23 protein-coding genes, 1 tRNA gene and 1 pseudogene are annotated in these 25,120 nt (G+C 47.9%); 9 read left to right on the forward strand and 16 right to left on the reverse strand.

All coding sequences use genetic code 11. From position 1 onward, the window contains the following. Positions 1 to 65: 65 nt before the first annotated feature. Positions 66 to 1,718 carry a metal transporter gene (locus tag KFE26_RS14470; protein ID WP_212600835.1) on the forward strand — a complete coding sequence of 551 codons (1,653 nt, stop codon included), beginning with the start codon at positions 66 to 68 and terminating at the stop codon, positions 1,716 to 1,718. Positions 1,719 to 1,779: 61 nt separating this feature from the next. Further along, positions 1,780 to 2,583: an NRDE family protein gene (locus KFE26_RS14475; RefSeq protein ID WP_212600817.1), complete on the forward strand. Its 804-nt coding sequence runs from the start codon at positions 1,780 to 1,782 to the stop codon at positions 2,581 to 2,583. Between the two features lie 39 nt (positions 2,584 to 2,622). On the opposite strand, the gene KFE26_RS14480 is transcribed toward KFE26_RS14475, so the two are convergent. Beyond that, a complete protein-coding gene (locus KFE26_RS14480) occupies positions 2,623 to 3,075 on the reverse strand; it encodes a DUF4440 domain-containing protein (RefSeq protein WP_212600818.1) in 453 nt (150 codons plus the stop codon). Between the two features lie 396 nt (positions 3,076 to 3,471). On the opposite strand from KFE26_RS14480, the gene KFE26_RS14485 reads away from it, so the two are divergent. Beyond that, positions 3,472 to 4,035 (forward strand): lysophospholipid acyltransferase family protein, encoded by a 564-nt coding sequence (locus KFE26_RS14485; protein ID WP_212600819.1) that lies wholly within the window; start codon positions 3,472 to 3,474, stop codon positions 4,033 to 4,035. 26 nt (positions 4,036 to 4,061) lie between these two features. Further along, positions 4,062 to 4,685, forward strand: a complete 624-nt coding sequence (locus tag KFE26_RS14490) for a LysE family translocator (protein WP_168826912.1) — start codon at positions 4,062 to 4,064, stop codon at positions 4,683 to 4,685. Positions 4,686 to 4,711: 26 nt separating this feature from the next. Here KFE26_RS14490 and KFE26_RS14495 read toward each other — a convergent pair whose 3' ends face one another. Continuing rightward, on the reverse strand, positions 4,712 to 5,977 hold the full coding sequence (locus tag KFE26_RS14495) for a mechanosensitive ion channel family protein (protein WP_113941257.1): 1,266 nt from the start codon (positions 5,975 to 5,977) through the stop codon (positions 4,712 to 4,714). Between the two features lie 209 nt (positions 5,978 to 6,186). On the opposite strand from KFE26_RS14495, the gene KFE26_RS14500 reads away from it, so the two are divergent. Then, positions 6,187 to 6,765 (forward strand): hypothetical protein, encoded by a 579-nt coding sequence (locus KFE26_RS14500; RefSeq protein WP_105250961.1) that lies wholly within the window; start codon positions 6,187 to 6,189, stop codon positions 6,763 to 6,765. A 32-nt stretch (positions 6,766 to 6,797) separates the two neighbouring features. Here KFE26_RS14500 and KFE26_RS14505 read toward each other — a convergent pair whose 3' ends face one another. Beyond that, complete coding sequence (locus KFE26_RS14505; protein ID WP_212600820.1) at positions 6,798 to 7,190, reverse strand: DUF1090 domain-containing protein; 393 nt, start codon at positions 7,188 to 7,190, stop codon at positions 6,798 to 6,800. 211 nt (positions 7,191 to 7,401) lie between these two features. Here KFE26_RS14505 and KFE26_RS14510 point away from each other — a divergent pair, with 211 nt between their 5' ends. Then, the gene (locus KFE26_RS14510) at positions 7,402 to 8,031 is read left to right on the forward strand and encodes a DUF3157 family protein (protein WP_212600821.1); all 630 of its coding nucleotides are present in this window, start codon (positions 7,402 to 7,404) and stop codon (positions 8,029 to 8,031) included. 151 nt (positions 8,032 to 8,182) lie between these two features. Then, on the forward strand, positions 8,183 to 9,178 hold the full coding sequence (locus tag KFE26_RS14515) for a DUF481 domain-containing protein (protein ID WP_212600822.1): 996 nt from the start codon (positions 8,183 to 8,185) through the stop codon (positions 9,176 to 9,178). Here KFE26_RS14515 and KFE26_RS14520 read toward each other — a convergent pair. Next, positions 9,161 to 9,613 carry a VOC family protein gene (locus KFE26_RS14520; protein ID WP_212600823.1) on the reverse strand — a complete coding sequence of 151 codons (453 nt, stop codon included), beginning with the start codon at positions 9,611 to 9,613 and terminating at the stop codon, positions 9,161 to 9,163. The two genes, KFE26_RS14515 and KFE26_RS14520, sit on opposite strands and share 18 nt — an antisense overlap. Positions 9,614 to 9,631: 18 nt before the next feature. Continuing rightward, the gene (locus KFE26_RS14525; RefSeq protein WP_131524607.1) at positions 9,632 to 10,270 is read right to left on the reverse strand and encodes an MliC family protein; all 639 of its coding nucleotides are present in this window, start codon (positions 10,268 to 10,270) and stop codon (positions 9,632 to 9,634) included. Between the two features lie 452 nt (positions 10,271 to 10,722). Here KFE26_RS14525 and KFE26_RS14530 point away from each other — a divergent pair, with 452 nt between their 5' ends. Beyond that, positions 10,723 to 12,051: a M48 family metallopeptidase gene (locus tag KFE26_RS14530; RefSeq protein ID WP_113941250.1), complete on the forward strand. Its 1,329-nt coding sequence runs from the start codon at positions 10,723 to 10,725 to the stop codon at positions 12,049 to 12,051. A 45-nt stretch (positions 12,052 to 12,096) separates the two neighbouring features. On the opposite strand, the gene KFE26_RS14535 is transcribed toward KFE26_RS14530, so the two are convergent. The 5 genes from KFE26_RS14535 to fdhD form a co-directional block, all read right to left on the reverse strand. After that, positions 12,097 to 12,321: a sulfurtransferase TusA family protein gene (locus KFE26_RS14535; RefSeq protein WP_107946198.1), complete on the reverse strand. Its 225-nt coding sequence runs from the start codon at positions 12,319 to 12,321 to the stop codon at positions 12,097 to 12,099. Positions 12,322 to 12,341: 20 nt separating this feature from the next. Further along, positions 12,342 to 13,379, reverse strand: coding sequence for a YeeE/YedE family protein (locus KFE26_RS14540; protein ID WP_212600824.1), 1,038 nt, complete (start codon positions 13,377 to 13,379; stop codon positions 12,342 to 12,344). Positions 13,380 to 13,389: 10 nt separating this feature from the next. Then, positions 13,390 to 13,623 (reverse strand): sulfurtransferase-like selenium metabolism protein YedF, encoded by a 234-nt coding sequence (yedF, locus tag KFE26_RS14545; protein WP_198573378.1) that lies wholly within the window; start codon positions 13,621 to 13,623, stop codon positions 13,390 to 13,392. Further along, positions 13,623 to 14,837 carry a selenium metabolism membrane protein YedE/FdhT gene (gene yedE, locus KFE26_RS14550; RefSeq protein WP_212600825.1) on the reverse strand — a complete coding sequence of 405 codons (1,215 nt, stop codon included), beginning with the start codon at positions 14,835 to 14,837 and terminating at the stop codon, positions 13,623 to 13,625. The genes yedF and yedE overlap by 1 nt, the downstream gene beginning before the upstream one ends. Before the next feature lie 110 nt (positions 14,838 to 14,947). Further along, positions 14,948 to 15,784: a formate dehydrogenase accessory sulfurtransferase FdhD gene (gene fdhD / locus KFE26_RS14555; protein ID WP_212600826.1), complete on the reverse strand. Its 837-nt coding sequence runs from the start codon at positions 15,782 to 15,784 to the stop codon at positions 14,948 to 14,950. Between the two features lie 141 nt (positions 15,785 to 15,925). On the opposite strand from fdhD, the gene KFE26_RS14560 reads away from it, so the two are divergent. Next, positions 15,926 to 16,020: transfer RNA gene (locus KFE26_RS14560), tRNA-Sec, on the forward strand. Positions 16,021 to 16,089: 69 nt separating this feature from the next. Here the strand turns inward: KFE26_RS14560 and selB are convergent. The 6 genes and pseudogenes from selB to fdnG all read right to left on the reverse strand — a co-directional run. Beyond that, positions 16,090 to 17,937, reverse strand: a pseudogene (gene selB / locus KFE26_RS24420) (selenocysteine-specific translation elongation factor); the annotation flags it as partial. Continuing rightward, entirely contained in the window at positions 17,934 to 19,355 is a 1,422-nt protein-coding gene (selA, locus tag KFE26_RS14570) for an L-seryl-tRNA(Sec) selenium transferase (RefSeq protein WP_212600836.1), read from the reverse strand. The gene selA and the pseudogene selB, both read right to left, overlap by 4 nt. A 96-nt stretch (positions 19,356 to 19,451) precedes the next feature. Next, complete coding sequence (fdhE, locus tag KFE26_RS14575; RefSeq protein WP_212600827.1) at positions 19,452 to 20,357, reverse strand: formate dehydrogenase accessory protein FdhE; 906 nt, start codon at positions 20,355 to 20,357, stop codon at positions 19,452 to 19,454. Beyond that, the gene (locus tag KFE26_RS14580) at positions 20,357 to 20,998 is read right to left on the reverse strand and encodes a formate dehydrogenase subunit gamma (RefSeq protein WP_011982054.1); all 642 of its coding nucleotides are present in this window, start codon (positions 20,996 to 20,998) and stop codon (positions 20,357 to 20,359) included. Before KFE26_RS14580 ends, fdhE begins: the two co-directional genes overlap by 1 nt. After that, positions 20,995 to 21,906, reverse strand: coding sequence for a formate dehydrogenase subunit beta (fdxH, locus tag KFE26_RS14585; protein ID WP_168826883.1), 912 nt, complete (start codon positions 21,904 to 21,906; stop codon positions 20,995 to 20,997). Before fdxH ends, KFE26_RS14580 begins: the two co-directional genes overlap by 4 nt. Positions 21,907 to 21,908: 2 nt before the next feature. Further along, positions 21,909 to 24,923: a formate dehydrogenase-N subunit alpha gene (fdnG, locus tag KFE26_RS14590; RefSeq protein WP_173496974.1), complete on the reverse strand. Its 3,015-nt coding sequence runs from the start codon at positions 24,921 to 24,923 to the stop codon at positions 21,909 to 21,911. Between the last annotated feature and the right edge of the window lie 197 nt (positions 24,924 to 25,120).

Consider the following 25,120-nt stretch of genomic DNA (forward strand, 5'->3'; position numbering starts at 1 on the left):
ACTGCTCACTTTGCTTTACAGCTGGTATACTATGGCGTTTTTTCAGCAAATTTTCCGTGGAATCCATGCTCTATCTTCTTGCTAGCTGTATCGCACTCTTAATTGGCCCTCTGTTTTATCGCTACTTCTCATCGAGTAGTGGCTTACAAAAGGGGCTCGATGGTTTTATATTCGTCTCATTAGGCGGATTAGTGCTGATCCACATCTTGCCAGAATTACTCGAGCATGGTGGCATGCTTGCGATCATCTTTGTACTCCTCGGCATCTGGGGGCCTACCGCCAGCGAACGCCTATTTCACCGTTATTCAGAAGTCACCCATAATTTTACGCTTTTCTTGGGTATTGGTGGCTTATTACTGCATACCATCACCGATGGCACCGCTATGGTTTTGGCGCAGCAAGACGATAACTCCATTCTGCTAGCTCTTGGTGTCATACTCCACCAATTACCCGTCGGTTTTGCAGTATGGTGGATACTAAAACCCCATCTCGGAACACGTTGGACACTCATGATCTTTGCTGCCCAGATGCTATTTACAGGCATAGGCTATTTCGCCGGTGAGCAACTACTTCCTTATTTAAATATCGATGACACTGTCTACTTACAAGCCTTTATTACTGGCACAATTCTGCATGTGGTACTACATCAACCCCATGGTCAGCATGAAAGTGATACGCAAGGCAAATATGAATACCAAGCTGGCATAGGTAGTTTGCTCGGCATCGGTTTACTCGTGATGCTGCTATTAATGGATTCAGGCGGCCACGAACATGCCCACCATGATCACAGCACAGAGCAATTAATGACTTGGCTATTAAAGCTCGCACCCGTGTTGCTGCTAAGCTATGGTGCGGCTGCGCTGCGCTTTAAATTAGGTTTGACGCCGCAGGATAGCAGTTTAGCCCGTCGCTGGTTCCAACGCTTAGCAGGGCCTGAAGCCTTAGTGATCACAGCTCTACTTCTCGGTCCTTGGTTAGCGTTATTCCAATTGCTTGTAGTGTTTATTCTGAGTGCGTATTTAAGCCATGCTAACGTCATCATTACCGATCCACACACTAAATTACCCAGCAATTCACTGCGTTTCGGCTTTGCTCATTTAGTCGATCGCAGCGCACCTTGGATTTTACTCAGCCTAGTATTAGTGAATTTAATTGGCCACCCTTCAATGCCCTTAAGCAATCCATTGCTACAGGTTGTTGTGCTATTGCTTGTATTTTTACCTATGCGTTTCTGCAACTTAGGCGCCGCCGTACTCGCTCTTGCACTGGCTTATAGTGGCTGGAGTCCTATTGCGATTATGATGCCGCTGATTGCAGCACCTGTGCTCAACATAGCTCAGCTTAAGTTAATGACATGGACGCAAAGGGCGATATTACTGAGTATTATTGCGCTGAGCTTAGCCGCAGCATTACGCTTGCCACTATGGTTCTCCTTATTTACCTTGCCTGAAGTCGTGAACTTAATTGCTCTACTGATCCTCTCAGGGTTGTTTGCCGCCAGCTTACTGCGCTTAGGTCCACGTAAATTTTTACGCCGCTTAATGCTCAGCAAACCTGCAGTTCATGCGCATAGTCACGCCCATAGCCATTCCCACGAGAATACACATACTCACGAATATAGCGCTTCGCACACAGACGAGCAGAAACCTGTTGCGACACCTAGTGCTGATAAACATGCACATGAACACGCAAAAACGGATAAGCACTCGCACCACTAACGCTGTTCATTTGTGAGCAGACAGGCTAAGTTAATCTACCTTTGGATTAATTTAGCCTGCTATGTGCATACTCTTTGTCGCCATTAATGCCCATCCTAAGTATCCCTTAATCATCTGTGCCAACCGCGATGAGTTTCATCATAGACCAACTGCGCCAGCGCATTTTTGGCCACCGGAAGAAAATATACTCGCGGGTAAAGATCTGCAGGCCGGTGGCACTTGGTTTGGTATCAATAAACAAGGACAAATCGCTGGCGTAACCAATCTGCGCGTTCCGCAAAAGAGCCCTGAAGCCATGCGTAGTCGTGGCGAGCTGATTACTATGACGCTCAACTCAGGGTCGCTCGTGTGCCCTAATTGGCTCGTTGAACATAGCGACAATTATCAGCCGTTCAATCTCATCTTCGGCCAAGGTACTGACTTATATTGTTTTAACAGTATCAATAAAGACACAGTAAAACTTGCCAATGGATTTCATGCCATTAGCAATGGTGCACTCGACGATATTTGGCCGAAAATGGCGAAGGGACAGCAAGCGTTAGAAGCGGCAATCAACCAGTCCAGCAGTATAGAAGTGCAAGTACTGTTACAACTAATGAAAGACGATTCCCAGCCGCAAGATAATGAGCTGCCTAATACGGGAGTCGGGATCGAGTGGGAACGGCGTTTAGCTGCGATTTATATTCGTCACCCCGACTATGGCACCCGCTCCACCAGCATTCTGCTCGAAGATGCAGAGGGCGGTATGCATTTCACCGAAGTGAGATACGATGGCAAAGGTAGACAGCTTGGACAGCAGGATTTCCATTTAACTCTGCCTGCCGAGCCGCCCACCAAACCAGACTGTTTATTATCGCAAATCTAATTTGAACTGCTGTGCAGCACTGAGTGTAAAGGACACGGTTTAGTCTGAACTGTGGTCCATAGTGATCACCCAACGATCGTCGATTTTTTCAATCAACAGAGTAAACACGCCCGTTGGGGCATCTTTTATCCGCCGTAAATCCCAGCGCCCAACAACCATAGCGGCGTAATTACTGAGCATTTTGATTTCTTTGATAGTGAACTTCAGTTCACCAAGCGCTTCTTTATTTGGATAATTTTTCTTATAGGCAGCGAGAGTTTCTTCCCAGCCAAAACGAAACTTACCATTAGAGACAAAACGCAGTTGATCACTCTTCCAATAGCCTTGCATATAAGCATCGAGATCGCCGCGATTCCAGGCTTCTTCTTGGCCTTTGAGCATCTGCGTAATTTCATCCGTCGGCACCGCATTAACATGACAAGTCAGCAAGAGTAACAGTGCCGCAAAAACACGCTGCCAGATAACCTTGTTTAATAGTCCATTTTTCAACATAGTATCGTTCCCCCACAATCAATCAGGTTAAACTGTATTATACCCAAGCTACCTCAAGATACGAGTTTCAGAGCGTCTAGGGTACACCAATTCAAGGCGCTTCAATGAAAGAATGTCGACCACCTTTTGAATTGATGCAACACGGAAGTGGGGTGCCCTAGGCGCTCCGTCCCGGCGGGTTTTAACGCATTTTATGCCGTGTTGGCTATTTTTAACTTAGTCCACTAGGTCCGCAAATAGCCGCCTTGCCTAAAATGCGTTCAATTACCGCTGAATTCTGCATCTTGAGGTTGTTTGGGTATATCGCGAATTCAGTACAGACTATCTTGTTTAAGCCAGTTTAAAATCTAAAAAAGCTGATGATATTATTAATTTTTCGACTCTGGGCACCGAACTATGTTTACACCACTTTGCCGTTGGCTACTTAAAACTTCAGGCTGGCAGATAGAAGGCCAACTGCCCGACTGTGCTAAATACATCATCATAGTTGCGCCGCACACTAGTAACTGGGACTTCATTGTCGGCATTTTAGCCCGTGGCGCCCTAGGTATCCGCATTCACTTTCTCGGCAAACACCAACTCTTTATCCCGCCTTGGGGCTGGTTTTTCCGCGCCATTGGCGGCAGTCCGGTGGATCGGCGCAAGAACAACAACTTAGTCGATGCCGCCGTGCAGCTGTTTGAGTCAAAATCCGATTACAAGTTAGCGCTAGCGCCAGAAGGCACCCGCGGCCCAGTGACGCGCTGGAAGTGCGGCTTTTATCATATAGCCAGCAAGGCCCAAGTACCCATTGCTCCCGTAGGCTTAGACTTTAGCCGCCGCACTGTCGTTATCCGCACGCCACTGCAACCCAGTGACGATATCGTGACCGACATGCAAGAGATTTTGAGCTTCTATCGCACCATTAAAGGCCGTCATCCCAAGGTGATCCCTGATTTTATAGCGAGTGCTAAACATTAACATTTATTCCATTTAGAGCAGCAAATATGCAACCCGAAACTTGGTTACTCTATCTCTTTGCCATTGTATTGATTGGGATTTCACCCGGTCCTATCGCTATGTTATCTATGTCCCATGGGATCCACTTCGGCAAGATGCGTAGCATAGCCACAGGCCTTGGCAGTGTTAGCGCCGCTTTAATCTTAATGATGGCGTCAGCGGCAGGATTGGGGGCGATTATTAGCGCCTCAGAATACGGTTTTACCCTGCTCAAATGGTGCGGCGCGGCCTATTTAGTATTTTTAGGTATTAAGCTGTTATTGACGAAAAACCAAGGTCAAGCCCTTGAAGTTAGCCCGTCAGAGGGCAAAGGTACGCCTGCGCAGCTTTATAAGCAGGCGTTTCTAGTGGGGATCAGTAATCCGAAGGATTTACTGTTTTTTGCCGCCTTGTTTCCGCAATTTATCAATCTTGCCGCGCCGCAATTACCGCAACTGACCATTCTTGCAGTCACTTGGGCCGTGGTGGATTTTAGCTTTGTGATGATTTATGCCTGCATGGCCAATGTACTTGCGCCCAGCCTAAAGGCGAGCAACAAGCTGCATTGGTTTGACAGAACCAGCGGCGGTGTATTTATCACCTTAGCCGCGATTCTTGTCTCTCGAAACTAAATCGATAATCATCGACAGTCATCAAATTAGTCGACCTTAACCGACTTTAAACTGCGAATATCATTGCCGGTGGGCGCTTGGAACGCCTGCAGACCAAACTCAGGCAATATTGCAAAAACATGGTCGAAGATATCCGCTTGTATCGCTTCATAAAATGCCCAGCGAGTGTCGTTAGTGAAGATATAAATCTCGATCGGTAGACCCTCTGTGGTTGGCGCGAGCTGCCGCACCATTAGGGTCATGTCCTTGTGCACCTTATCGTGACGCTGTAGGTATTCCTGCAGGTAAGCGCGGAAGGTGCCAACGTTAGTCAAATGGCGACCATTCACTTTCATATCAAGGTCAGAGACTCTGGCATTCGCCTCACGAATTTCATTTATTTTTGCGGGGAAATATTCTTTTAAGCAATTGATCTTACTGAGCCGTTCGCGCTCTTCCTCGGTCAAAAACTTTATACTGTTGATATCGATATTGATCGCGCGTTTGATCCTGCGACCGCCCGACTCAGACATACCCCGCCAGTTGCGAAACGCATCCGACACTAAGGCATAAGCAGGGATCATAGTGATGGTTTTGTCCCAGTTACGCACTTTCACTGTGGTCAGCGAGACTTCTTCTACCGCACCGTCGGCGCCGTATTTGTCCATCTGGATCCAGTCGCCTTTACTCACCATACGGTTAGCCGCTAACTGAATGCCCGCCACAAAACCTAAGATAGTGTCGCGGAACACTAACATCACAAAACCCGTTGCCACACCTAAGCCGCTGAGGAAGTACACAGGTGATTGATCGGCCAAGATTGAGATAGAAACGATAATCCCAACAAAGAATAAAAATAGCTTAGTTAACTGTACGAAACTCTTAACAGGCAAGCGCCGACTCACCAGATTCACATCTGAAATTTCATCAACCGCATCCATACCTGCATACATAGCGCGGATAATCAGCACCACTAACCAAATACTCAGTAATCGGTCGACTAGCCCGCTTAGCAGTGGATGCTCAGTCAGCGCGATTGGCACCAATAGATTAAGTACGATAGCGGGCACAAGCATGGCCAGCTTTTCAAGCACCTTATAACGCATGAATACATCGTCCCACGTCGCCTTAGAGCGCAGGATCACCATATTCACCGCACGAATCACCACGCGTCGGACAATAAAATAAGCGATGCTCGCTAACAGTAAGCAAGCAATGACCATAACTGTGGTCGATATACCATCAGAGGGTTGGCTATCAATCCCAAAGCCCGCTAACCATGCCGAAATTTCGAGCCTTATTTCCTGATCCACAATTTCACTCCAACGTAGGCGCTAGCGCAACAAACCCATACAAAGGTAACTGCCGAGTTGACCTCGGTTAAATTTCACCCTAGAAAACACTCAAATCAAAACACAAAATATTTACAAATACTTATTTTAAAAGAGATTTTAGCATTTTGAATTGACCCCGCACACAGGAAAATGAACAATATTTCCCCTATCCCTAAGGAAACCATCCCATGTGTCGTCATTCATATACGCTAGCCTGTCTTAGCATTGGACTCCTGAGCCTATGCCAACCGCTTCAAGCGGCCGAATATAGCACTTCTAAGCAATTAGTTAGGCCAGATAAATCAGACGAAACTGCCAATGCACCTTATATCGCTCTCATGCTCGATTATATTCCCGCCACAGATAATCTCTATGGCATTACAATCGCCCCCTATCATTTCGATAATAATTACCAACAATGGGGTTATTACCTAGGCTATGCCCGCAGTCGTGAAACCGATATTATCGTGCCAGAACCCGCGGAATCCTATCGCCAAGAAAGCCTCTTCCGCTTAGGCTTAAGCTACAGCTTAACGGCAGATTTAAGCTTTTATGCCGGCGGCAGTGGCTATATCAGCACAGTGTCTTACACGAATAACATTTCACCCAAAATTGTCGATGGCAAACCCACATGGGAAGAAGATAAAACGACCCGTTGGGGCGCAGAAGCTGGGCTAAGATATCGAATCACTGAGCACTTCATACTGAGTGCCGGTTATAACTCCAGCACAGAATCCACTATTTTAAGCATAGGTTACGCGGGCTAAGCTCCTAGCGATTGGGCTTGAGCTTGAACTATTTATTGCGTTAGCTCGGCTCGCGCCTTAGCAAGATCAGCCTCGACTTCGGCGACTTTATTGCGTTTCTTGTTGATTTTATCCATAGAACGACCTTCTTCTATGGCTTTGGCCAATTCGTTTTGGCGCTCAATGAGTTTTTCCTCTAAGGCCTCAACTTTAGCGACTCGCTCGGCGTATAAGCTATCATCGTCGCAATGGGTTGAAACTTCGTCATAGGCCTTTTCAAGTCCCGCGACTTTATGCTTATTACCTGCCGCTTTTGCTTGGGCAAGTTCGGCACTAATAGCATCTAATTTCGCCGCGCAGCCCACTTTCGGTGCTTCAGCAGCCAAAGTGACAGTGCTAAATGCCAATCCAATCACTAAGCCATAAATTCCATGTTTCATCTGCATCTTAATCTCCTGTTACTTTATTCATTGAGCATACCGCTCATGTCCCCCTAATAGTGCCACAGTCAGCTAGCTCAATCTGTACTAGCGTTAAAATCTCGCCATTAATCCACTTTATTCATCAAAACACGACTTAGACAGTGACTAACATGCGGCAAATTGTTTATGTTAGGGCAGAATATTGACTCAGACGGATATCGGAGCCAGAAAATTAATGCACACTTCATTACGCCTTAGCGCACTTAGCTCATTGTTATTGCTAACATCATCGGTTATGGCCGCCGACGTAGCCAATATCACCCTAGAAAATGGCGCCCAAGTCAGGCTCAAAGACGACTTTACCTGGGAATACGTGATCACTGAAACCAAAGCCGCGCCCAATGCCTTAGCCGCTACAGCCGTAGCAAGTGCATCGAGCAATGTTGCCAGTGTCCCAAGTGCCGCAGTTACCACTCAAACTGTTGCTGCGCCAGTCACCACATTGACCGCCACTGCGATTACCCAACCTGAGCTATTAGGCTCAACGGCAAAAGATGGGATCAAAGTCAGCTTTGCTGAAGGTCAATGGAAAGGCGACAAACTCGGACTCAGCTTCGATCTCGCCAGCACCAGCAATGAACACGTTACCTTAGTTGAAGTTGAAGCTAGCTTCTTCGCCGATAATGGTACTTTGCTCAAAACCGAAAAACTCGAAGTGTGGGAAGCCATTTTCCGTATGCCTGAGACCTATCTACGCAAAGGCGAACAGCGTAAAAGCAGCGTCATTTGGGTCGAAGGCATAGATAAATCCCAATGGCAGAAGCAGCTCATTAACCTCAAAATCACCGAAATTAACTCACGCTAACATGGCCAAGAAGTAAGGGATTGCAAACCCGTTTGCAAACCCGTTTTCAATCCCTTATCAACACTTTTATCAAATGTTATTGCTTTGTAGAGCCTGTGTTCGAGTAGAATGACAACACTTACTCTCCCTTTATTTTGAGCCCACGAGCAAGATGCATAATCTGATATCCAATCCAGCATTGTACCTTGTTGCTACGCTCTGTAGTGTCAGCCCCTTGTGTTATGCCGACACAGTTTTTTTGCTCAATGGCGATAAAATTAGCGGTGAAATTAAAGAGTTTAACGATCAAAATCTCATCATCAACACCAGTTATGCCCCTAAAATTACCATTCAACGCAGTGCCATTCTCAGCCTCGAAGTCACAGATACTAGACCTTGGAGTGTCAGTCGTTCCATACAGGACATAAGAATTCAAGCCTCTAATGAACATGGCATGGTATTAATTAATAACCAGCACACTCCCGTGAGTGAGTTGAGATTCTCGCAGCACTATGCAAACTCAGATTGGAATTTTAACGGTAGTGTAGAAACCACACTTGATGTCACCAAAAACAAGAAAAATAGTCAGAAGCTACATATCAAAGGCGATATCACAGCGGAAACCTTGCAATGGCGACATAATATCAAGACCGAAGTGCGCTACGAAACCGAAGATGACGTGACTAAGCGCAACACCCTCGAAGGACATTATTCATTAGACTATCTGCTCAATGAGCATTGGCTGTTACGTCAGGAAGATTTTTATGAAGAAGATAAACTCGGCATCGATAGCCATAGCTATTATGCAGCGCTCGGTCCTGGTTATCGCTTTTGGGGTGCTGGGCGCGATAAATTAGACTTCGTCGTAACCTACAACCATTTTTGGCTTGAACAACAGTCCTTTAAACTAGAACTAAATGCTTGGGCGGCCTCACTTAACTATAAACAATATTGGTTTGGTGGCATTTTAGAGTCCTATGCCGATCTGCAAATTGCCTTCCCAGATATGCCTTCGATTGATTACATCTCAAACTCGACAGTAGGACTTAAATATCTGCTAACTCAGCGGATTTATTTGTCATTTAAATATGACTTCAATGACACTAAAACAGTGATAGGCAATACGAGAGATACCAGCTACACCTTAGGATTAGGGGTTAACTTCTAATCCTGATTCCCGATAAGCTAACCTGTGAGCCATAGGATGTTCATCATTCAATTGCAGTAAATCCCATAAGTTACCGTAGAGATCTTTAAACACAGCAACTGTGCCATAGTCTTGTTCTTGCGGCTCGCGCGCAAACTCCACGCCATCGGCGACCATACGGCGATAATCACGCCAAAAGTCATCGGTATTCAAGAATAAAAACACCCGACCACCCGCCTGATTACCGATAAAATCGAACTGCTCAGGTTTAGACGCCCGCGCTAACAAGATAGAAGCGCCCTTAGAACCCGGTGGGGCAACAACGACCCAGCGCTTATCTTGCTCGGCTTGATAAGTGTCTTCGACTAATTCGAATTTTAATTTATTCACATAAAAATCAATCGCCTCATCGTAATCTCTTACGACTAAGGCGATATGCACGAGAGCTTGTTTCATGGCGACCTTAAATCAATCCTATTTGGTCACCAGTTTACAGGTCATTTCTGGTGCTTCGTAGCCCCAAACTACTTTCGCTTCGCCTTGATGTTCCCATAGGCTTTCATTGCGGCCTTGATACTTAGCGCCGCTGCCACTGGGTTGCACAAACATTAATGAAGTACTATCACCATGTTCAGCAATCAGGGTTGCAGGTTCGGTTTTAAAATAAGTCACGACCACTTCGTTAGCAGGATTGCCGTCACAGGCATAAAACACTGGGCCGGTCATGTCGACTAAACGATATTGTGCCTGCAGTTCGGCAATGCGGGTTTGATAGCTAGATTCAATACACGCGTGCTTATCGTCGCTCTTCCAGCATTCATTACGGCCTTTCACCCAACCACGTTGCATCGCCTTTAAAGTAGGAGGTTGTTCATTCTTCGCTTTTTCAAGCGCTTGGCTATAAACCTTAGCTAACTGATTATCAAGTTGGTTCAGCCCTGCATCCTTACAGACCATGTCTTCAATACTGCCAGCATTCACTTTCGTGCAGTCAAAAGAAGGTGCATTAGCCGCCATTACTCCCGCACTTAACGCGCTAACCATCACGCCTGCGGCACAGTACCATTTGAAACCCAATCGATTACTTATCATCTTATTTGTTAACTTAGCCATCTCAATTCCTTTGTATTTCTGTGGTTTGTTTTAACGCTTGCCATAGCTAACCCTATATAGGCTTAACCGAGCCTGACTCAAAGCACTCTGCCTTGAAGAACTATGCCTTAAAGTGCACTCATAGTGATGTAATTTACTTTTATCTCGGTTCTAACTTAAGACTTAACCCTCAGCTGATATGCTGCGAAAACACCTAATTCTAGTGCGCTGCGAGGAAAATGCCCAGAGACTAAGAGCCACTTACTAACCTGTGTCCGCCTGCATAATCGGACTCTCTAGCGCTAAAAAACCACAAAATCCTGATGAAATCGACCTACTCCAATTTGCGCATAGCTGATTAAACTGAATGTCAAAACGGTTAATTTTTTGCTTTGCACGCGATAGTGGTTGAATTTTCGAGTAAAATTGACTATTTTCACGCCGTTTGTCTCTTCACAAGGAAAAGGATCAACATGGAACAAGTTATTACCGCAGGGAACGAGAATCCCATTCAAATGACAGATATTGTCTATTCGAAGGAAAAATCGCTGTTCACTCTGTTAGCTATTATTTCTGGGATCGTCTGGGCGGCATTGATCATAGGCACTTTTGGCATGGCGCTGCTCTATGTGTTGATGTTTTTCATTATTTATCTCTTTAGCCACTCCGCCTTTATCAGCTACTTAAAAGGCACGGCTGTCGAAATCAATGCAGAGCAATTTCCTGAATTACATAAACAATATTTAGCGTGTTGCGAACGTTTAGAAATGCGCGAGCCACCACGCGCTTACTTATTGGCCGCCGATGGCATGTTAAACGCACTGGCGACACGCTTCCTCGGTCGCAACTATATAGTGCTATTTTCATCGATTGTGGATGCGCTTGAGTCAGATAAAGATGCGCTCAACTTCTATATCGGCCACGAGTTAGGCCATATTCGCCGCAATCATATAGGTAAAGCGCCCTTCTTAGTCTTCGCCACTTGGTTACCTTTAGTGGGTGCGGCTTATTCTCGCGCCTGTGAATATACCTGCGATCTCCACGGATTACGTTGCTGCAACAGCTTACGTTCAGCCACAAATGCCGTTGCTGTGTTAGCCGCTGGTGTCGAGCAATGGAAACGTATGAATGTGGATCAATATATCCGCCAAGCCAGTGAGTCGAGTGGTTTTTGGATGTCGCTGCACGAGCTTAATGGCAGCTATCCTTGGTTGACCAAGCGCATGGCAAGAGTCCAAGCCAAAGCACAAGGAGTGGAATATGCACCGCCATCACGCAGTGCATGGGCCTATGTACTCAGCTTCTTTATGCCACGTTTAGGCACAGCAGGCGGTGGATTGATAATCTTCGCTGCGATTATTGGTATTGCTGCAGCAGTCGCGTTGCCAGCGTATAAGGACTATCAAGAGAAAATGGGTGCCGCCACGAGTTATGAGGCGCCAACCACGACCGAAGCCACACCAGCAGCATTGAATGTACCCGATGCGGCACTGGCCATTGCCAGTATCGACCAGCAACATCAAGCACTGGCACCGATCACTGACATCTTAGTCGGTTACTATCAAACCAACAAAGCTTGGCCAACCGAATTGGATGTGCTTGGACTCACGGACGAGCAGATTGCGACATTTAATCTGTACACAGATGGCATAGTCGGTTTTATAGGAAGCGAAGCACTCGGGGATTATCAAGGCTATGAAGTCTATCTATCGCCTCAAGTTGATGAGCAAAATAATATCACTTGGGTTTGCAGCAGCAACGGTATTCCGGATGAATATCTGCCAGTAGATTGCCAAGGCTAAGATCAAAAAGCGCTGCAAATGCAGCGCTTTTTAGTTGAGGACGAGTTAGCCCTTTTGAATCGTCATAGTCCAAGCAGCATCGCCCTTCTGGGCAAAGTGGGTCACCTCATGCCCGGCTTCAGCCGCCCAGCGGGGAATATTCTCAGTTGCTTGGCCACAATCGTAATCCAGTACCACTTTATCGCCAGTCTCAAGACTCGCAATTAAGCGTTGTAGCTCAATTAAAGGAAAAGGGCATAGCTTACCCGTTGTGTCGAGATACTGTTCCATATACAGCTCCTTTATAAACGTTAAATCTGCGCAAGACGCATTGGCCTCAGTAGCGCAAAATAGTTAAAGCACCAACTGCCAAATAAAATAGCAGGGATAAATAGCCAGCCTTGCCACGACAAATAAGCCGTGCCAACGAGCGCATTACCAAGCATGCAACCTCCGGCAAGCCCGCTCCCCACGCCCATCAACAGGCCACCAATAAACCCAAATAACACCACTTTATGACCTGGGTAGCGCCAGCGCTGCTCAGCACTGCCCCGGGCAGCGATAAAGGCGCCTACAAATAATCCCAAGAGAAAATATCCCGGCCAACTAAAAAACTTAGTGTTACCTGTGGTGACAAGATCCCATAACTGCGCACTCGGGCCACTGATCCCAACACTGCCTACACGGCCACTTTCAAGACTTGCAGGCCATGCAAGTAGCGCCAGTAAACCAATCAGCAAAGCACTTACAAAGGGATGCCAGCGCGCTTCAAACAACCAATGAGCTAAACCCGTTTTACGGGGTGCCATCAGTGCAACTGGACGTTTGCGGCGTTTGAGATAACCCAATGCCAACCACAATGTGAGTAATACGAGGACAAGCACGATCACCCAAGGGGAAACGCCCAGAGTTTGATAGAGCGTTTGGTCCTCAAGTTGATGCTGTTTAAAAGGTTTAAGTAGACCTTTCAACTCATCGAGACGCACTAATTTACTGGCAGCAATAAAACCGAGAACGGCCATCACACTGGCAGCCAACCCTTCGGCAGCGCGGTAATAGGCGCCAGTGGAACAGCTTCCCGCTGCTGCCATACCCACACCAAACAATACACCACCGACTAAGGTTGCCAACCAAGGGAAATGCCCTTCTGGCAATTTAACCCAACCCCATTCGTAAAACAGGAACAGCCCTAGACTTTGGATGCTGATGGCAATCAAAATAGCGATCACCATGGTAAAGTCCCGTTGCAGATAGGTATCGCGGATCCCGCCCGCCATACAAAATCTACCCCTTTGCATCACAAATCCCATGGCTAAGCCAATACCTAAGCCACTGAGAATAGTCAACATAGTCCTATCCTCAACGCTGGATCAGATAACGAATAGTCGGACCATTCTGCTCAATTTCCAGCACTTTATAACCATGATTTTTAGCGTCGAGGGGAATGTTGTTAATAGACTGCGGACAGTCACTAATCACCTCGAGAATTTCACCGAGCTTTAACTTTGGCATAGCCTCAAGGGTAGCCACTGCGGGATAAGGGCAAGGTTCACCCACCATATCGAGTTGATAATCTGGAATATATTGAGCCATTACGCCGCCTCCGCTAGCAATTGTTCATCACGCTTCGCCTTACGAGCAAAGAAACGTTTTTCCCACAGCAACATAGCGCCAAAGGAGAGCCCCAGCAGCACATAGGTCAGCAATAATCCGCCTTTATCGCCAAAGCTGGTCAGTAAATTAACTTTGTCCCAGTTCGTTGCTAATGGCTGAGCGATATCATCCCAGTAATACGCCAGTAAGGTTGAACCCAACACGTTACCTAAGCCCACCCACCAGAAATGCACTTGGCCTTCGACTGCACGATACATCCAACCCGTTTCACAACCACCAGCCAGTACAATACCAAAACCAAACAGTAAGCCGCCGATCACCGCATTAGGGCCAGCCCACATAATCTTAGGTGGCACACCCAGTTGCACATAGCTGTAAATACCTATCGCACTGACCGCCATACCTAAGATAATCGCCTTCGCCATGTGAGTACGACCAGTGATCCACATATCGCGGAACGCTGAGGTAAAGCAGATTTGCGCCCGTTCGATTAATAAACCAAAACCAACACCACAGAGCATAGCAATGCCGAGTTTTGGCGCATTGAACATAGTCAATAACCCCCAACCGACGATGCCTACAAACACCAACATACCGATACGGAAACGACGTCTAGCTTGGTTTTCGTCCTGCTTGATTGAAGTCGCTTTATTTACCTTTTTCAGTTTTATCGGAATACGGAACATCGGCAGCAAGGTAAATCTTGCACCAAAGTAAGAGCCTGCCGCAGTCGCCAAAGCAAAGAACCAAGCATGTAAAGAGAACTGCGGAATACCCGTGAAGAAGGCGGCAAGGTTACAACCCATAGCTAAACGGGCACCAAAGCCAGCAATAATGCCGCCGATCAGTGCCTGAGCAATACGGATACGGCTCTGTGGCATACGCAGTTTGACGTTATTGGCCCAAAGCGCAGCAGTAATACAACCACCAAACATACCGATAATCATCATGCCGTCGATACGATCTAGAGGAGAGCCCTGCAGACCTATCACTTTGAAATAACCCCAAGTTTCTGGATCTGCACCTAAAAACTGCAGTAAATGACCACCCCAACGAGTGAATTCCCCAGTAACAGCCCAGAAGGTTCCGGTCAAACCAAAATAGTAAGTAGAAAGGATACCTGCAGCGATAACCGCTGGCATAGGCGCCCAAAAACGGACTAAATATTCTTGTTTAAATTGTTGCCATGTCATGTCATTACCCTAATGAACGAGACTATAAAAAATAAGCGCAATGCGCTTATAACCTGTGTGCCAGAGTGATTGAAGTCGTTCGACAACTTCAATCACAAGTGGCCTCACGCTTAAATGGCTTTAGCTAAGCTGACACACTGCTGCCCCAACAGGCGATAACCGTGGGTGTAAAGCGTTGCCCTGCCATTACGGCAAAAACCGATAAGCGTGATATTGCTTTTCTCTGCTAATTCCAACGCCAGTGAAGTCACGGCGGACATAGCAAACAGAATTTGGATATTGGCACTAGCGGCCTTTTGCACCATCTCAAAACTCGCGCGACTGGTGAGCAATACGGCCACTGGACGTTCCACATTTTGAGCGGAAAAGGCGCCAATTAGCTTGTCTAGTGCGATATGCCTGCCTATATCCTCATAGGCGGCGATGATCTGTCCTTGATGGTTAAGCCCCATGGCCGCATGAGTGGCGCCCGTCAGCTTAAAATGTTGTTGATTATCTTGAATTTGCCCAAGTGCAACCTGTAAGTGTTCGATATCGAATCTGGCATTTGAGTCCACCCGCATCACAGGCTTGACGGCCTCTTCGAGCTGGGCGACGCCGCACAATCCACAACCTGTGCGCCCCGCCATATTGCGCCTTTGTTGCTTGAGTTCCATAAAGCATCGTTGGTTGATTTCCACTTGGATCAACACGCCTTCACTGGTGAACTCGAGCTCCACCCCTTTGATATCATTGATATGGGAAACGATACGTTCAGATAACGTAAAACCAATAGCGAAGGCTTCTAAATCTTGAGGACTCGCCAACATCACGGTATGCGCTATGCCGTTATAGACCAGTGCGACTCGCACTTCATTAGCTAAGTAGTCAGTCAGCTCAGATGCGTGCCCATGTTCTAACAAGATCACGTTTCTTTCTGTCACCACTTCATGTGAATGATATTCCATAGCGCCCCTTTAAAACTATAAAACCAAATAAAAACAATTAGTTTGATGACAATTTAAGACTTGTATCACAAACCCATAAACTAAATAAGAATCGCCTTGAATCATCCTTACGCATTTTCTACTATCCCTAAGTCTTCTATTGGAAGAACGTCGTCTCCGGTGAGGCGTCCGGATTTCAAATCCGGGTAGGGCTGCCAGCAGTCCTGGGTAGGTTCGACTCCTATGTTCTTCCGCCAATTCTCATGGGAAAAAAACAACTCGGCATCCCGAACTTCTCGGCTATTACTGCGATACTTCCTACGGGTAAAACCACTTCTGTCAAAGAACTCAAGCAGTTGAATACTCACCTTACGCCCAAGCCCAACCATGTCTTTAAATTCTGCCGTTTCGAGCTTGCCGTGTTCTGCAATATGAGTACGCACTAAGCTGGCGTAGTAACAGATTTGCTCGCTGAGCAAATATCTGTCCTTCACCACAGCAGTAATAAACCCCTGCTGCACCAGCTGGAAACACAACAACCTTAATTTGGCAGGTTCTAGCGCAAGGTATTCGCCCATTTCGGTGACCCATACAGGGGCGGTTTGCTCGGCAAGCCAAGGCGCAAGCGCCTGCCAACAATGCTGAGCCTCAGCGTCTAGTACTATTTTGTGTTCAGCGAGCTGCAACAAGGCACCACGCAGCACCATGCGACCTTCTTGGCAAAGCGTGTCGAGCACTTTATTGGCTAATTCGGGCGGCAAAGCGCTGTGGCTCATGCGCTGCAGGCGATTACGCCCAAGCCCAAGTTGGTCAGGATGCTGTTGATGGAACTCGCTAAGTAAAGAAACAAACTGTTGTTTTTCTTGCTCAAGCAAACTTGTCGCTATAGCAAATGCCCCAAAACGAACTAAACCCGCTTGGGCTAACAGCATTGCCAGCCCTTCGTCGGTTAATTGCCAACGCCACGCGATTTCATCAAGCTCTATCGCCTGAGTTTGGCCGAGTAAAGCCACCACATGGGCAGGATTATCCAAGCGTGCTAATTGCAGTAATCTCGCGACTCGTTCAGGTGTACGTTTCTTACGATTAGGGACTTTCAGCGCCAACACTCGCCCCGCACCTAAAGTCTGTTTACCTCCAATGTGTCGCAGGACAATTCGATCGTTCTGACATAGGAGTAGTGGCTTTTCGAGTACCAACTCCGCCAGACAGAAGCCTTCTTCATCAGCTTCATTTAACAGGGAAACTCGACCTAAAGTATGATCAGCGCCATGATGACAGTGGACATTTTGCCAATGCACCAATGACTCACTGCCTAAAAAATCGAAGGCTCGAATGTGCACTACAGGGCGACTACAAAGCTCTGCTTGAGGTAAACTGCTCAGCCAATCGCCACGCTCTGGCTCCCTATGGTTATCGACACCCGTTAAATTGAGTGCTACGCGTGTACCTGTGACAGCCCTTTGTGCTTCTTGTCCCTGACAATGTATGCCTCGCACTCTGAGTTTGGCCTTTTGCCCTGAGCTAAAAAGACTATCCCCCACACATACGCTGCCGCTGATCACTGTGCCAGTCACGACACAACCCGCACCTTTCACACTAAAGGCGCGATCGAGCGTCATCCTAAAGCTGCTGGCATCCTCCGCCCGCTTTGACTCTTGCTCACCTAAATCAAGAATATGCGCCTTCAGCGCCGCCACACCATTGGATGCTAAGTCGGCGGTGCCATTCGCCGACACTTCAAAAACACCACTGGTCTCAATGCCATACTCGGCGAGCAAAGTGAGTCCATCGGCGACAAGCTGTGCCGCCGTGCCACTATCAACTAAATCCCGCTTAGTTAGCACTAAGGTCAAACTGTGCAAAGGTAAGAGCGCAAGAATTTGCAGATGCTCACGGGTTTGCGGCATTACGCCATCGTCACAGGCCATCACCAACAGGGCGTGTCGAGCATGACTCACGCCCACCAGCATGTTGTTGATAAATTTTTCGTGGCCGGGCACATCAATAAAAGCAAGGCGCGAACCATCTCGAAGTGGCATAAACGCATAGCCAAGATCGATCGTCATACCGCGGCGTTTTTCCTCCGGCAGACGATCGGTATTCATCCCAGTCAAAGCACGAATAAGCGTACTCTTGCCATGATCGACATGACCCGCAGTCACAATGATCACAACTGCACACCTAACGTACTCAACTCGGCGAGGAGTTCGGCTTCACTATCAAGACCGCGCAGATCTAACCTGAGTTGGTCCTGACTCATGCGACCTATGATAGGCCGTGCCGCCTGCTTAAAATATTGCTCTAATAGGCTTAAACTACCGCCATTGAGTGCGGTAAAACACAGCGCCACTGAGGGTAAAAAAGTATCGGGCTGTGAGCCACTGCCGACCTGTGTTTGGCACTCGACTAACTCAATGCGATAACAAGGTTCAAAATGTGGAACCAAAGCTTGCTGTAAGCGACGACCAATCTGCCATAACGTCTCTTGGCTACGGGCAAATTTCGCCATAATAGGCAGCTCAATGTCTAAGGTTTCAGGATTAAGATAGTGGATCAATGTCGCTTCTAACGCCGCCAAAATCAGCTTATCGCAACGCAGGGCGCGCTTTAGTGGATGACTCTGTAACTGCTTAATCAGCGACTGTTTGCCAACGATCAAACCAGACTGAGGGCCACCCAATAGTTTATCGCCGGAAAAACTCACTAAATCGACCCCATCGGCTAGCATGGCTTGGGGCGTAGGTTCTTGCTTTAGACCAAAGCGGCGCAGATCAGTAAGTGAACCGCTGCCAAGATCTGAAATGAGTGATATGCCACGCTCACGGCATAACTGACCCAGCCTTGCCTCCTCCACTGCGGCAGTAAAACCACTAATATGATAATTACTGGTGTGGACCTTCATTATCGCAGCGGTATTTTCAGTAATGGCCTGCTCATAATCCTTAAGGTGAGTCCGATTGGTGCTGCCGACCTCGACTAAGGTGCAACCCGCTTGGCGCATAATGTCAGGGATGCGAAACGCGCCGCCAATTTCCACCAACTCACCACGGGAGACTATGACTTCTTTCCCCGCTGCCACCGCTGACAGCATCAACAACACAGCTGCGGCATTGTTATTCACGACACAACAAGCCTCGGCACCCGTTAAGCGCTGGATTAAAGCACTGATTGCATTATCCCTGTGACCACGTTCACCTGCCACAAGCTCAAACTCCAGCGGTGTGGGGTAGCGCATAACAGAAGTCACGGCTCGAATTGCCGCTTCTGACTGTTGCGCTCGGCCAAGGTTGGTATGCAATATGGTGCCAGTGAGATTCCACACGGGTTTTAAGCTGTGGCTGTAATCGTTAGACAGTTGATCAACCAAACATCTGTGCAATTGCGCAAGCTCACCACACCATGTCGGCAAACGGTGCTCGCGGCCGATTAAGCTGCGCGCCGCCTTTAACTGGGTATCCAGTGCGGCCTTTACCGCCGCTTTGCCGTAGGACTGCTGCAATACCACAAAACTAGGCTCTGCAAGTAGGCTATCCATTGAAGGCAAAGCTCGGTACAGAACTTGTAGTGTTTCAGGTGCTTGGGTCATCATCTGTGTCATTTTGTTTATATTATTGCCATTGGTTTATAAAAAGCAGGAAGGGATCAGCAACCCGACTCCCTCCCGCATTTGTTTAAGCTATGTGGCTTACGTGGTTTCGTGGGCCAGTAACAGTGGGTTCAGTGTTGTTGCCCCAAAGCCCTTAGCATTTAGCTCACTGTCTAACATCAAGGTTGCGAGATCGTCTGCCGCCACATCCATAGAAGGTGACTTCTCGACGAACATCATCTTGGTATAGCCATGACATTCATCGCAGCTTTCGATCCGCACTTGAGCCTTGGCATCATCTAGCGACCAAATCGTCATCTCTTTGTCCTGACCGCAACTGGTGCAATGGGCGCGAATGTAATGCCATTCGCTCTCGCACAGGCTGCAATGCAGATAGCGCAAACCAGCTCGAGGCTGATCGACAATCACACTCGCCACCGGATGACATCCACACACGGGACACATACTCTGCTGCGCCACCTTGCACGGATCCATCCGCTTGATGACCATAGGTGCCCAATGCGACCAATAAACGCCCATCGCCGCCCAGATGAATAAGCTAAAACGGGCAGGCACTTCACTGACATGCCCTTGGCGTAGTGAACGCCCCCACGAACTCAGTTGCTCGGGTGATTGCTGCATCAACAAACGCACTACCCGAGCTATGGATTCATCCACCTGCGGCAACAAATCACTTAACAGTTGCTGTAGCAGTCCTTGCCAATAGCTATCTGCCTCTGAGCCCAACAGGGAAAGCGGAGTCGCCTCATCTTTCCCCCAAGCGAGAAGCTTACCGAAGTCAGCCTCCTGCGCTAACCTGGCCTGTATAGAGACCAAACGGCGACATAGCTCAAAGTAATCAGCCAGCGGCGAGTCCTTGGCCAATGACAGCAAACGTTGCGCCCTTCTGTGATACACAGCTTGGGGATCTGCCGCTTTTAACGGTTTAAGTTCCAGCGGCGATTCGCTGCCTTGGGCCAGAGGTATCTCGGCTGTATGACTCATTAATGTTTCTCCACGTCCGAATGTTCATCCAACATCACAGGGTGATGTTTGCGGCACCAAGCCTTAGAGACTTTGCCGTAAAGCATGCCTGTAACCGACCCTTCCACCCATGTCGCCATCCAGAAATGCACCATCACAAAAATCAACATGATGAGCGCACAAATGGCGTGCAACAGAATGGCCCAACCCACCACAGTGGCTGAGAAATAGGGCGCAAAGTAAGGCTGCCACATGATGATTCCCGTCACCGTTAAAGTGATAGATGTCAGCACGAAGGCGCGAAACAATACCTTTTGCCCAGGGTTGTAATGGCCGATAGGCGGGATTTTCTCCTCGTTCTCGAACATCACATCCTTAATGGCGAGCATCCAAGCGAGGTCGTGCTTTTCCCATTTGTTGTGTTTGTAGTAACGCACCAACATCAACATCAGAGGTAAGCACATCATCAAGCCCGCAATGGGATGAATAAACTTCGCCAATTGCGGTGTGCCCGCTATCGCCCCCAGCCATTGAAACGACGGATAGAAGAAGGAAAAGCCAGTGAGAAATGTCACTAGGCCAACCGCCACAATGAACCAATGACAGATGCGATCGAACAGCTTGTGACGCACTATCATTTCTTGCTTATCATGCTTGCTCATTTGTCGGCCCCCTCTTCCTGCTTAGCCTCTTCCTCTGGCGGTTGATAACCCGGTTGGTCTTCTTCGACTATGTTGCGACCGACGGTGATCTTATGCAGACAAGCGACGGCGGCAGTGGCAAGAATGCCCATAGTGCCTAAAGGTTTGACCCAGTCCTGCCACAGAGTAAGTGACAGTGGGATCTGCGGGTTATCAGGCATGTTGTAGCTTTCTGGCTGATTGATATCGTGCAATATCATCATCATACCCGTGCCACCTACACCCTCAGGGTTATAAAGTCCTGCCTTAGCAAAGCCCTTTTCCTTCAGTTCTTCGACCCGTTTTTGCGAGTAGAACAACATGTCCTCACGGGTGCCAAAACGCAGCGCCCCTGTGGTACAGGACTTAACGCAGGAAGGTTCCAATCCCACAGCCAAACGGTCAGAGCACATAGTGCACTTGTAGGCCTTGTTATCCTTAGGATCGATTTTGGGCACATCAAAGGGACAAGCACTGGCGCAATAACCGCAGCCGATACATTTGTCCGAATCGAAGTCCACCACACCATTGGCGTGCTGGATAATCGCGCCAGAGGTCGAACAGGCCGTTAAGCAGGCAGGGTCGGCACAGTGCATACAGGCCGAGTGGGTAAATTGCCAACGCAGCTTGTTGCTTTCCATCACCTCATGGAACTCCATCAGGGTCCAACATTGGCCCGATAGCGACATAGGGTTTTGGTAACTGCCTTGAAAAGTACCTACCTCTTCCCGTAAATCATTCCACTCAGAACACGCCACTTGGCAGGCTTTACAGCCATTACACTTAGTGGCGTCGAACAGCTTGGCGACCTTTTCTGACGAATTACGCCCCTTTGCCGCAGGCGTCACCGCTGAAGTACCGGAGCGGCGGATAATGTCTTGTGATGCCATAATCAGATCCCCTCCGCTTTAGTGATGTTAACCAAAAACGCTTTGAACTCAGGCACCTGTGTATTTGCATCCCCCACTTCCGTGGTGAGTACGTTACAGGAGTAACTCTTACGAGTGAGTGCATTATGGCTGCCGTGACGGGGTAACCCGACGGTATGGACTAACTGGCCATTTACCTTTAACGGCTGTAGCCGTTTAGTCACTAAAGCTTTGGTTTCAATGCTGCCGCGTTTAGAGCTGACAGTGACCCAATCCCCATTGGCGATACCTTTTTCTGCCGCTAACATTTCATCGATTTCGACGAAGGTTTCAGGCATAGAAATCGCAGCTAAACGAGCATGCGTAGACCAGAAGTTAAAGTGTTCAGTTACACAGTAAGTAGTTGCCACATAAGGGAAGTCCTTATGGGAACCTAAGGTTTCCTTCACACCCGGTAACATACGTACCGCAGGGTTACTGGTGACCTTGTGTAACGGGTTCAACCCAATAGGCGACTCCATCGGCTCGTAGTGCTCAGGGAACGGACCTTCGGCCAATAGTTTAAGGGCGAAGAAACGACCCACACCTTCGGGTTGCATGATGAAGGGGCCAGCGGATTCCTGTGGTGTTAACTTCATATTGAAGTCGCCCACATCGATACCGTGCCACTTACCGTCAACCCACTCGACGATAGTGCGTTTTGGATCCCAAGGTTTGCCGTTGATATCGCAAGAAGCGCGGTTATACAGCACACGACGGTTTGCTGGCCAAGCAAATGCCCAACCCGGAGTAACACCTTTACCGGAAGGATCATGGTTGTCACGGCGAGCCATCAAGTTGCCTTCTTCGGTCCAAGAACCCGCATAAATCCAACAGGCGCTGGCGGTACTACCATCAGCTTTCAGTTCAGCAAAACTACTGAGCTGACGTTGAGTCACGAGATCCTTACCGTTAAGCTCGCGAGCGATTTCTTCAGCGTGCGGTGAGTGAGGATTGTGGTAATTCCAGCTCATCGCGTGCACTGGCTCAGGCAGCTTACCGCCCTCTTGTTTGTACAGTTCACGCATTGCCATTAAGACGCCAGAGAGAATCTCAGCATCTGGCTTGGCTTCACCCGGCGGGTTAGCTCCCTTCCAATGCCACTGCATCCAACGGCCAGAGTTGACGATGGAACCTTCTTCCTCGGCAAAACACGTCGTAGGTAAACGGAACACTTCCGTCATGATTTCAGCGGGATTGACTTCATTGAAGCCATCGGCATTTTGCCAGAAGGTTGCGGTTTCCGTTGCCAAGGCATCCAACACCACCATGTATTTAAGATTACTCAAGGCTTTGAGTACCTTATTACGGTTTGGCATAGAGTTAATGGCGTTAACACCTTGGATAATGTAGCCATTCACTTCGCCGTGGAAAGCCATATCTAAGTGTTTAGTAAAGTCGTACTGCTTGTCCCATTTCGGCAACCAGTCATAACCAAAGTCATTTTCAACCGTGGCGTTATCGCCCCAAAAACTCTTCATTTGCGAAACAAAGAATTTAGGGTAATTTTGCCAATAGTTGGTTTGACCCGGACGCAGAGCGACAGGGGTATAGTTGTGGAGATAGGTTTTAAGATTAATGTCTTTTTCGTTCGGCAACTTGAGGTAACCGGGCAAGCTTTGACACAATAAACCCATATCGGTCGCGCCTTGCACGTTCGAGTGTCCTCGCAGAGCGTTAACACCACCACCCAACACCCCAATGTTACCCAGCAGCAACTGCACCATTGCCATAGAGCGAATGTTCTGCGCCCCTTTACTGTGGTGAGTCCAACCTAAGGCATACATAAAGGTTGCGGCCCTATCGTGGGTATGAGTGCTACCAATTTGTTGGCAAACGATCTCATAGTCCGCAATCGGCGTACCGGTAATATTGCTTACTGTTTCAAAGTCATAGCGTTCTACATGTTGCTTCATTAAGTTCCACACACAGCGTGGATGTTCGAAGCTAGGATCGATTTTCGCGTAACCCTGTTCGTCTAACTCGTAGTACCAAGACTCTTTATTGTAGCTATCTGTTTCTTCATCGAAACCACTGAACAGACCTTCACTAAAAGAGAAGTCTTCGCGCACTATGTAACTGGCATTGGTATAAGCCTTAACATAGTCATAGTTCACTTGTTTGGTTTCAATAAGATAGCGGATCACCCCGAGCAGGAAGGCGATATCTGTGCCCGAGCGGATCGGCGCATAGTAATCGGCCACAGCGGCGCTACGGGTGAAGCGAGGATCGACCACCAAAAGTTTAGCGTTGTTATGTTGCATAGCTTCTGTAACCCAGCCGAATCCGACAGGGTGAGCCTCTGCAGCATTACCGCCCATAATAATGATCAAATTAGAGTTTTTAATATCGATCCAGTGGTTGGTCATGGCACCACGTCCAAATGTCGGAGCAAGACTTGCTACCGTTGGAGAGTGTCAGTTACGCGCAATAGTATCGATTGCAACTAGGCCCAGTGCCCGTGCAAATTTCTGGGTGATATAGCCGCCTTCATTCGGCATCGCCGACGAGGTCATCATCCCAGTGCTAAGCCAACGGTTAACCGTCATCCCAGCAGAATTCTTTTCAATCAAGTTAGCATCACGGTCATTCTTCATCAGACGGGCGATGCGTTGGTAAGCTTCAGTCCAGCTGATACGAGTCCATTCATTACTGCCTGGCGCACGGTACTCAGGATATTTAAGACGATTAGGGCTGTTCACATAATCCACTAGACCAGCACCCTTAGGACACAAGGCCCCGCGGTTAACTGGATGGTCTGCATCCCCTTCGATATGGAAAATACTTTGTTCGGCGTTTTTGCCGTTACTTCCTTTGCTGTACATCAGCAATCCGCAACCCACTGAGCAATAGCAGCAGTTATTGCGGGTTTCTTTCGCGCTAATGAGTTTGAATTCTCGAACGGCCGCATAGGCCTTTTCGGACATCAATCCCAACGCTGAAATTGCTGAGGTGGCAGCTCCGGCAGCACACAGTCTAAAAAACTGGCGTCTGTTCATTGCGTCCTCTCACACTCTTGTCGTTATGAGTCTAGTGGTTGCTGTGGTAAAAATGGCAACCGATTGAGTGAGTCCTACTAAAGACCACACTTAATTTAAGATTATCCCCAAAGAAGAAATAGATAACAAATAATGACATGAGATCAAGATCTCAAATAAACAACCACAGAACTTAACTCCAAAAAACACCAACAACA

It is taken from the genome of Shewanella sp. M16 (genome assembly GCF_018224605.1).
Classification (GTDB): domain Bacteria; phylum Pseudomonadota; class Gammaproteobacteria; order Enterobacterales; family Shewanellaceae; genus Shewanella; species Shewanella oncorhynchi.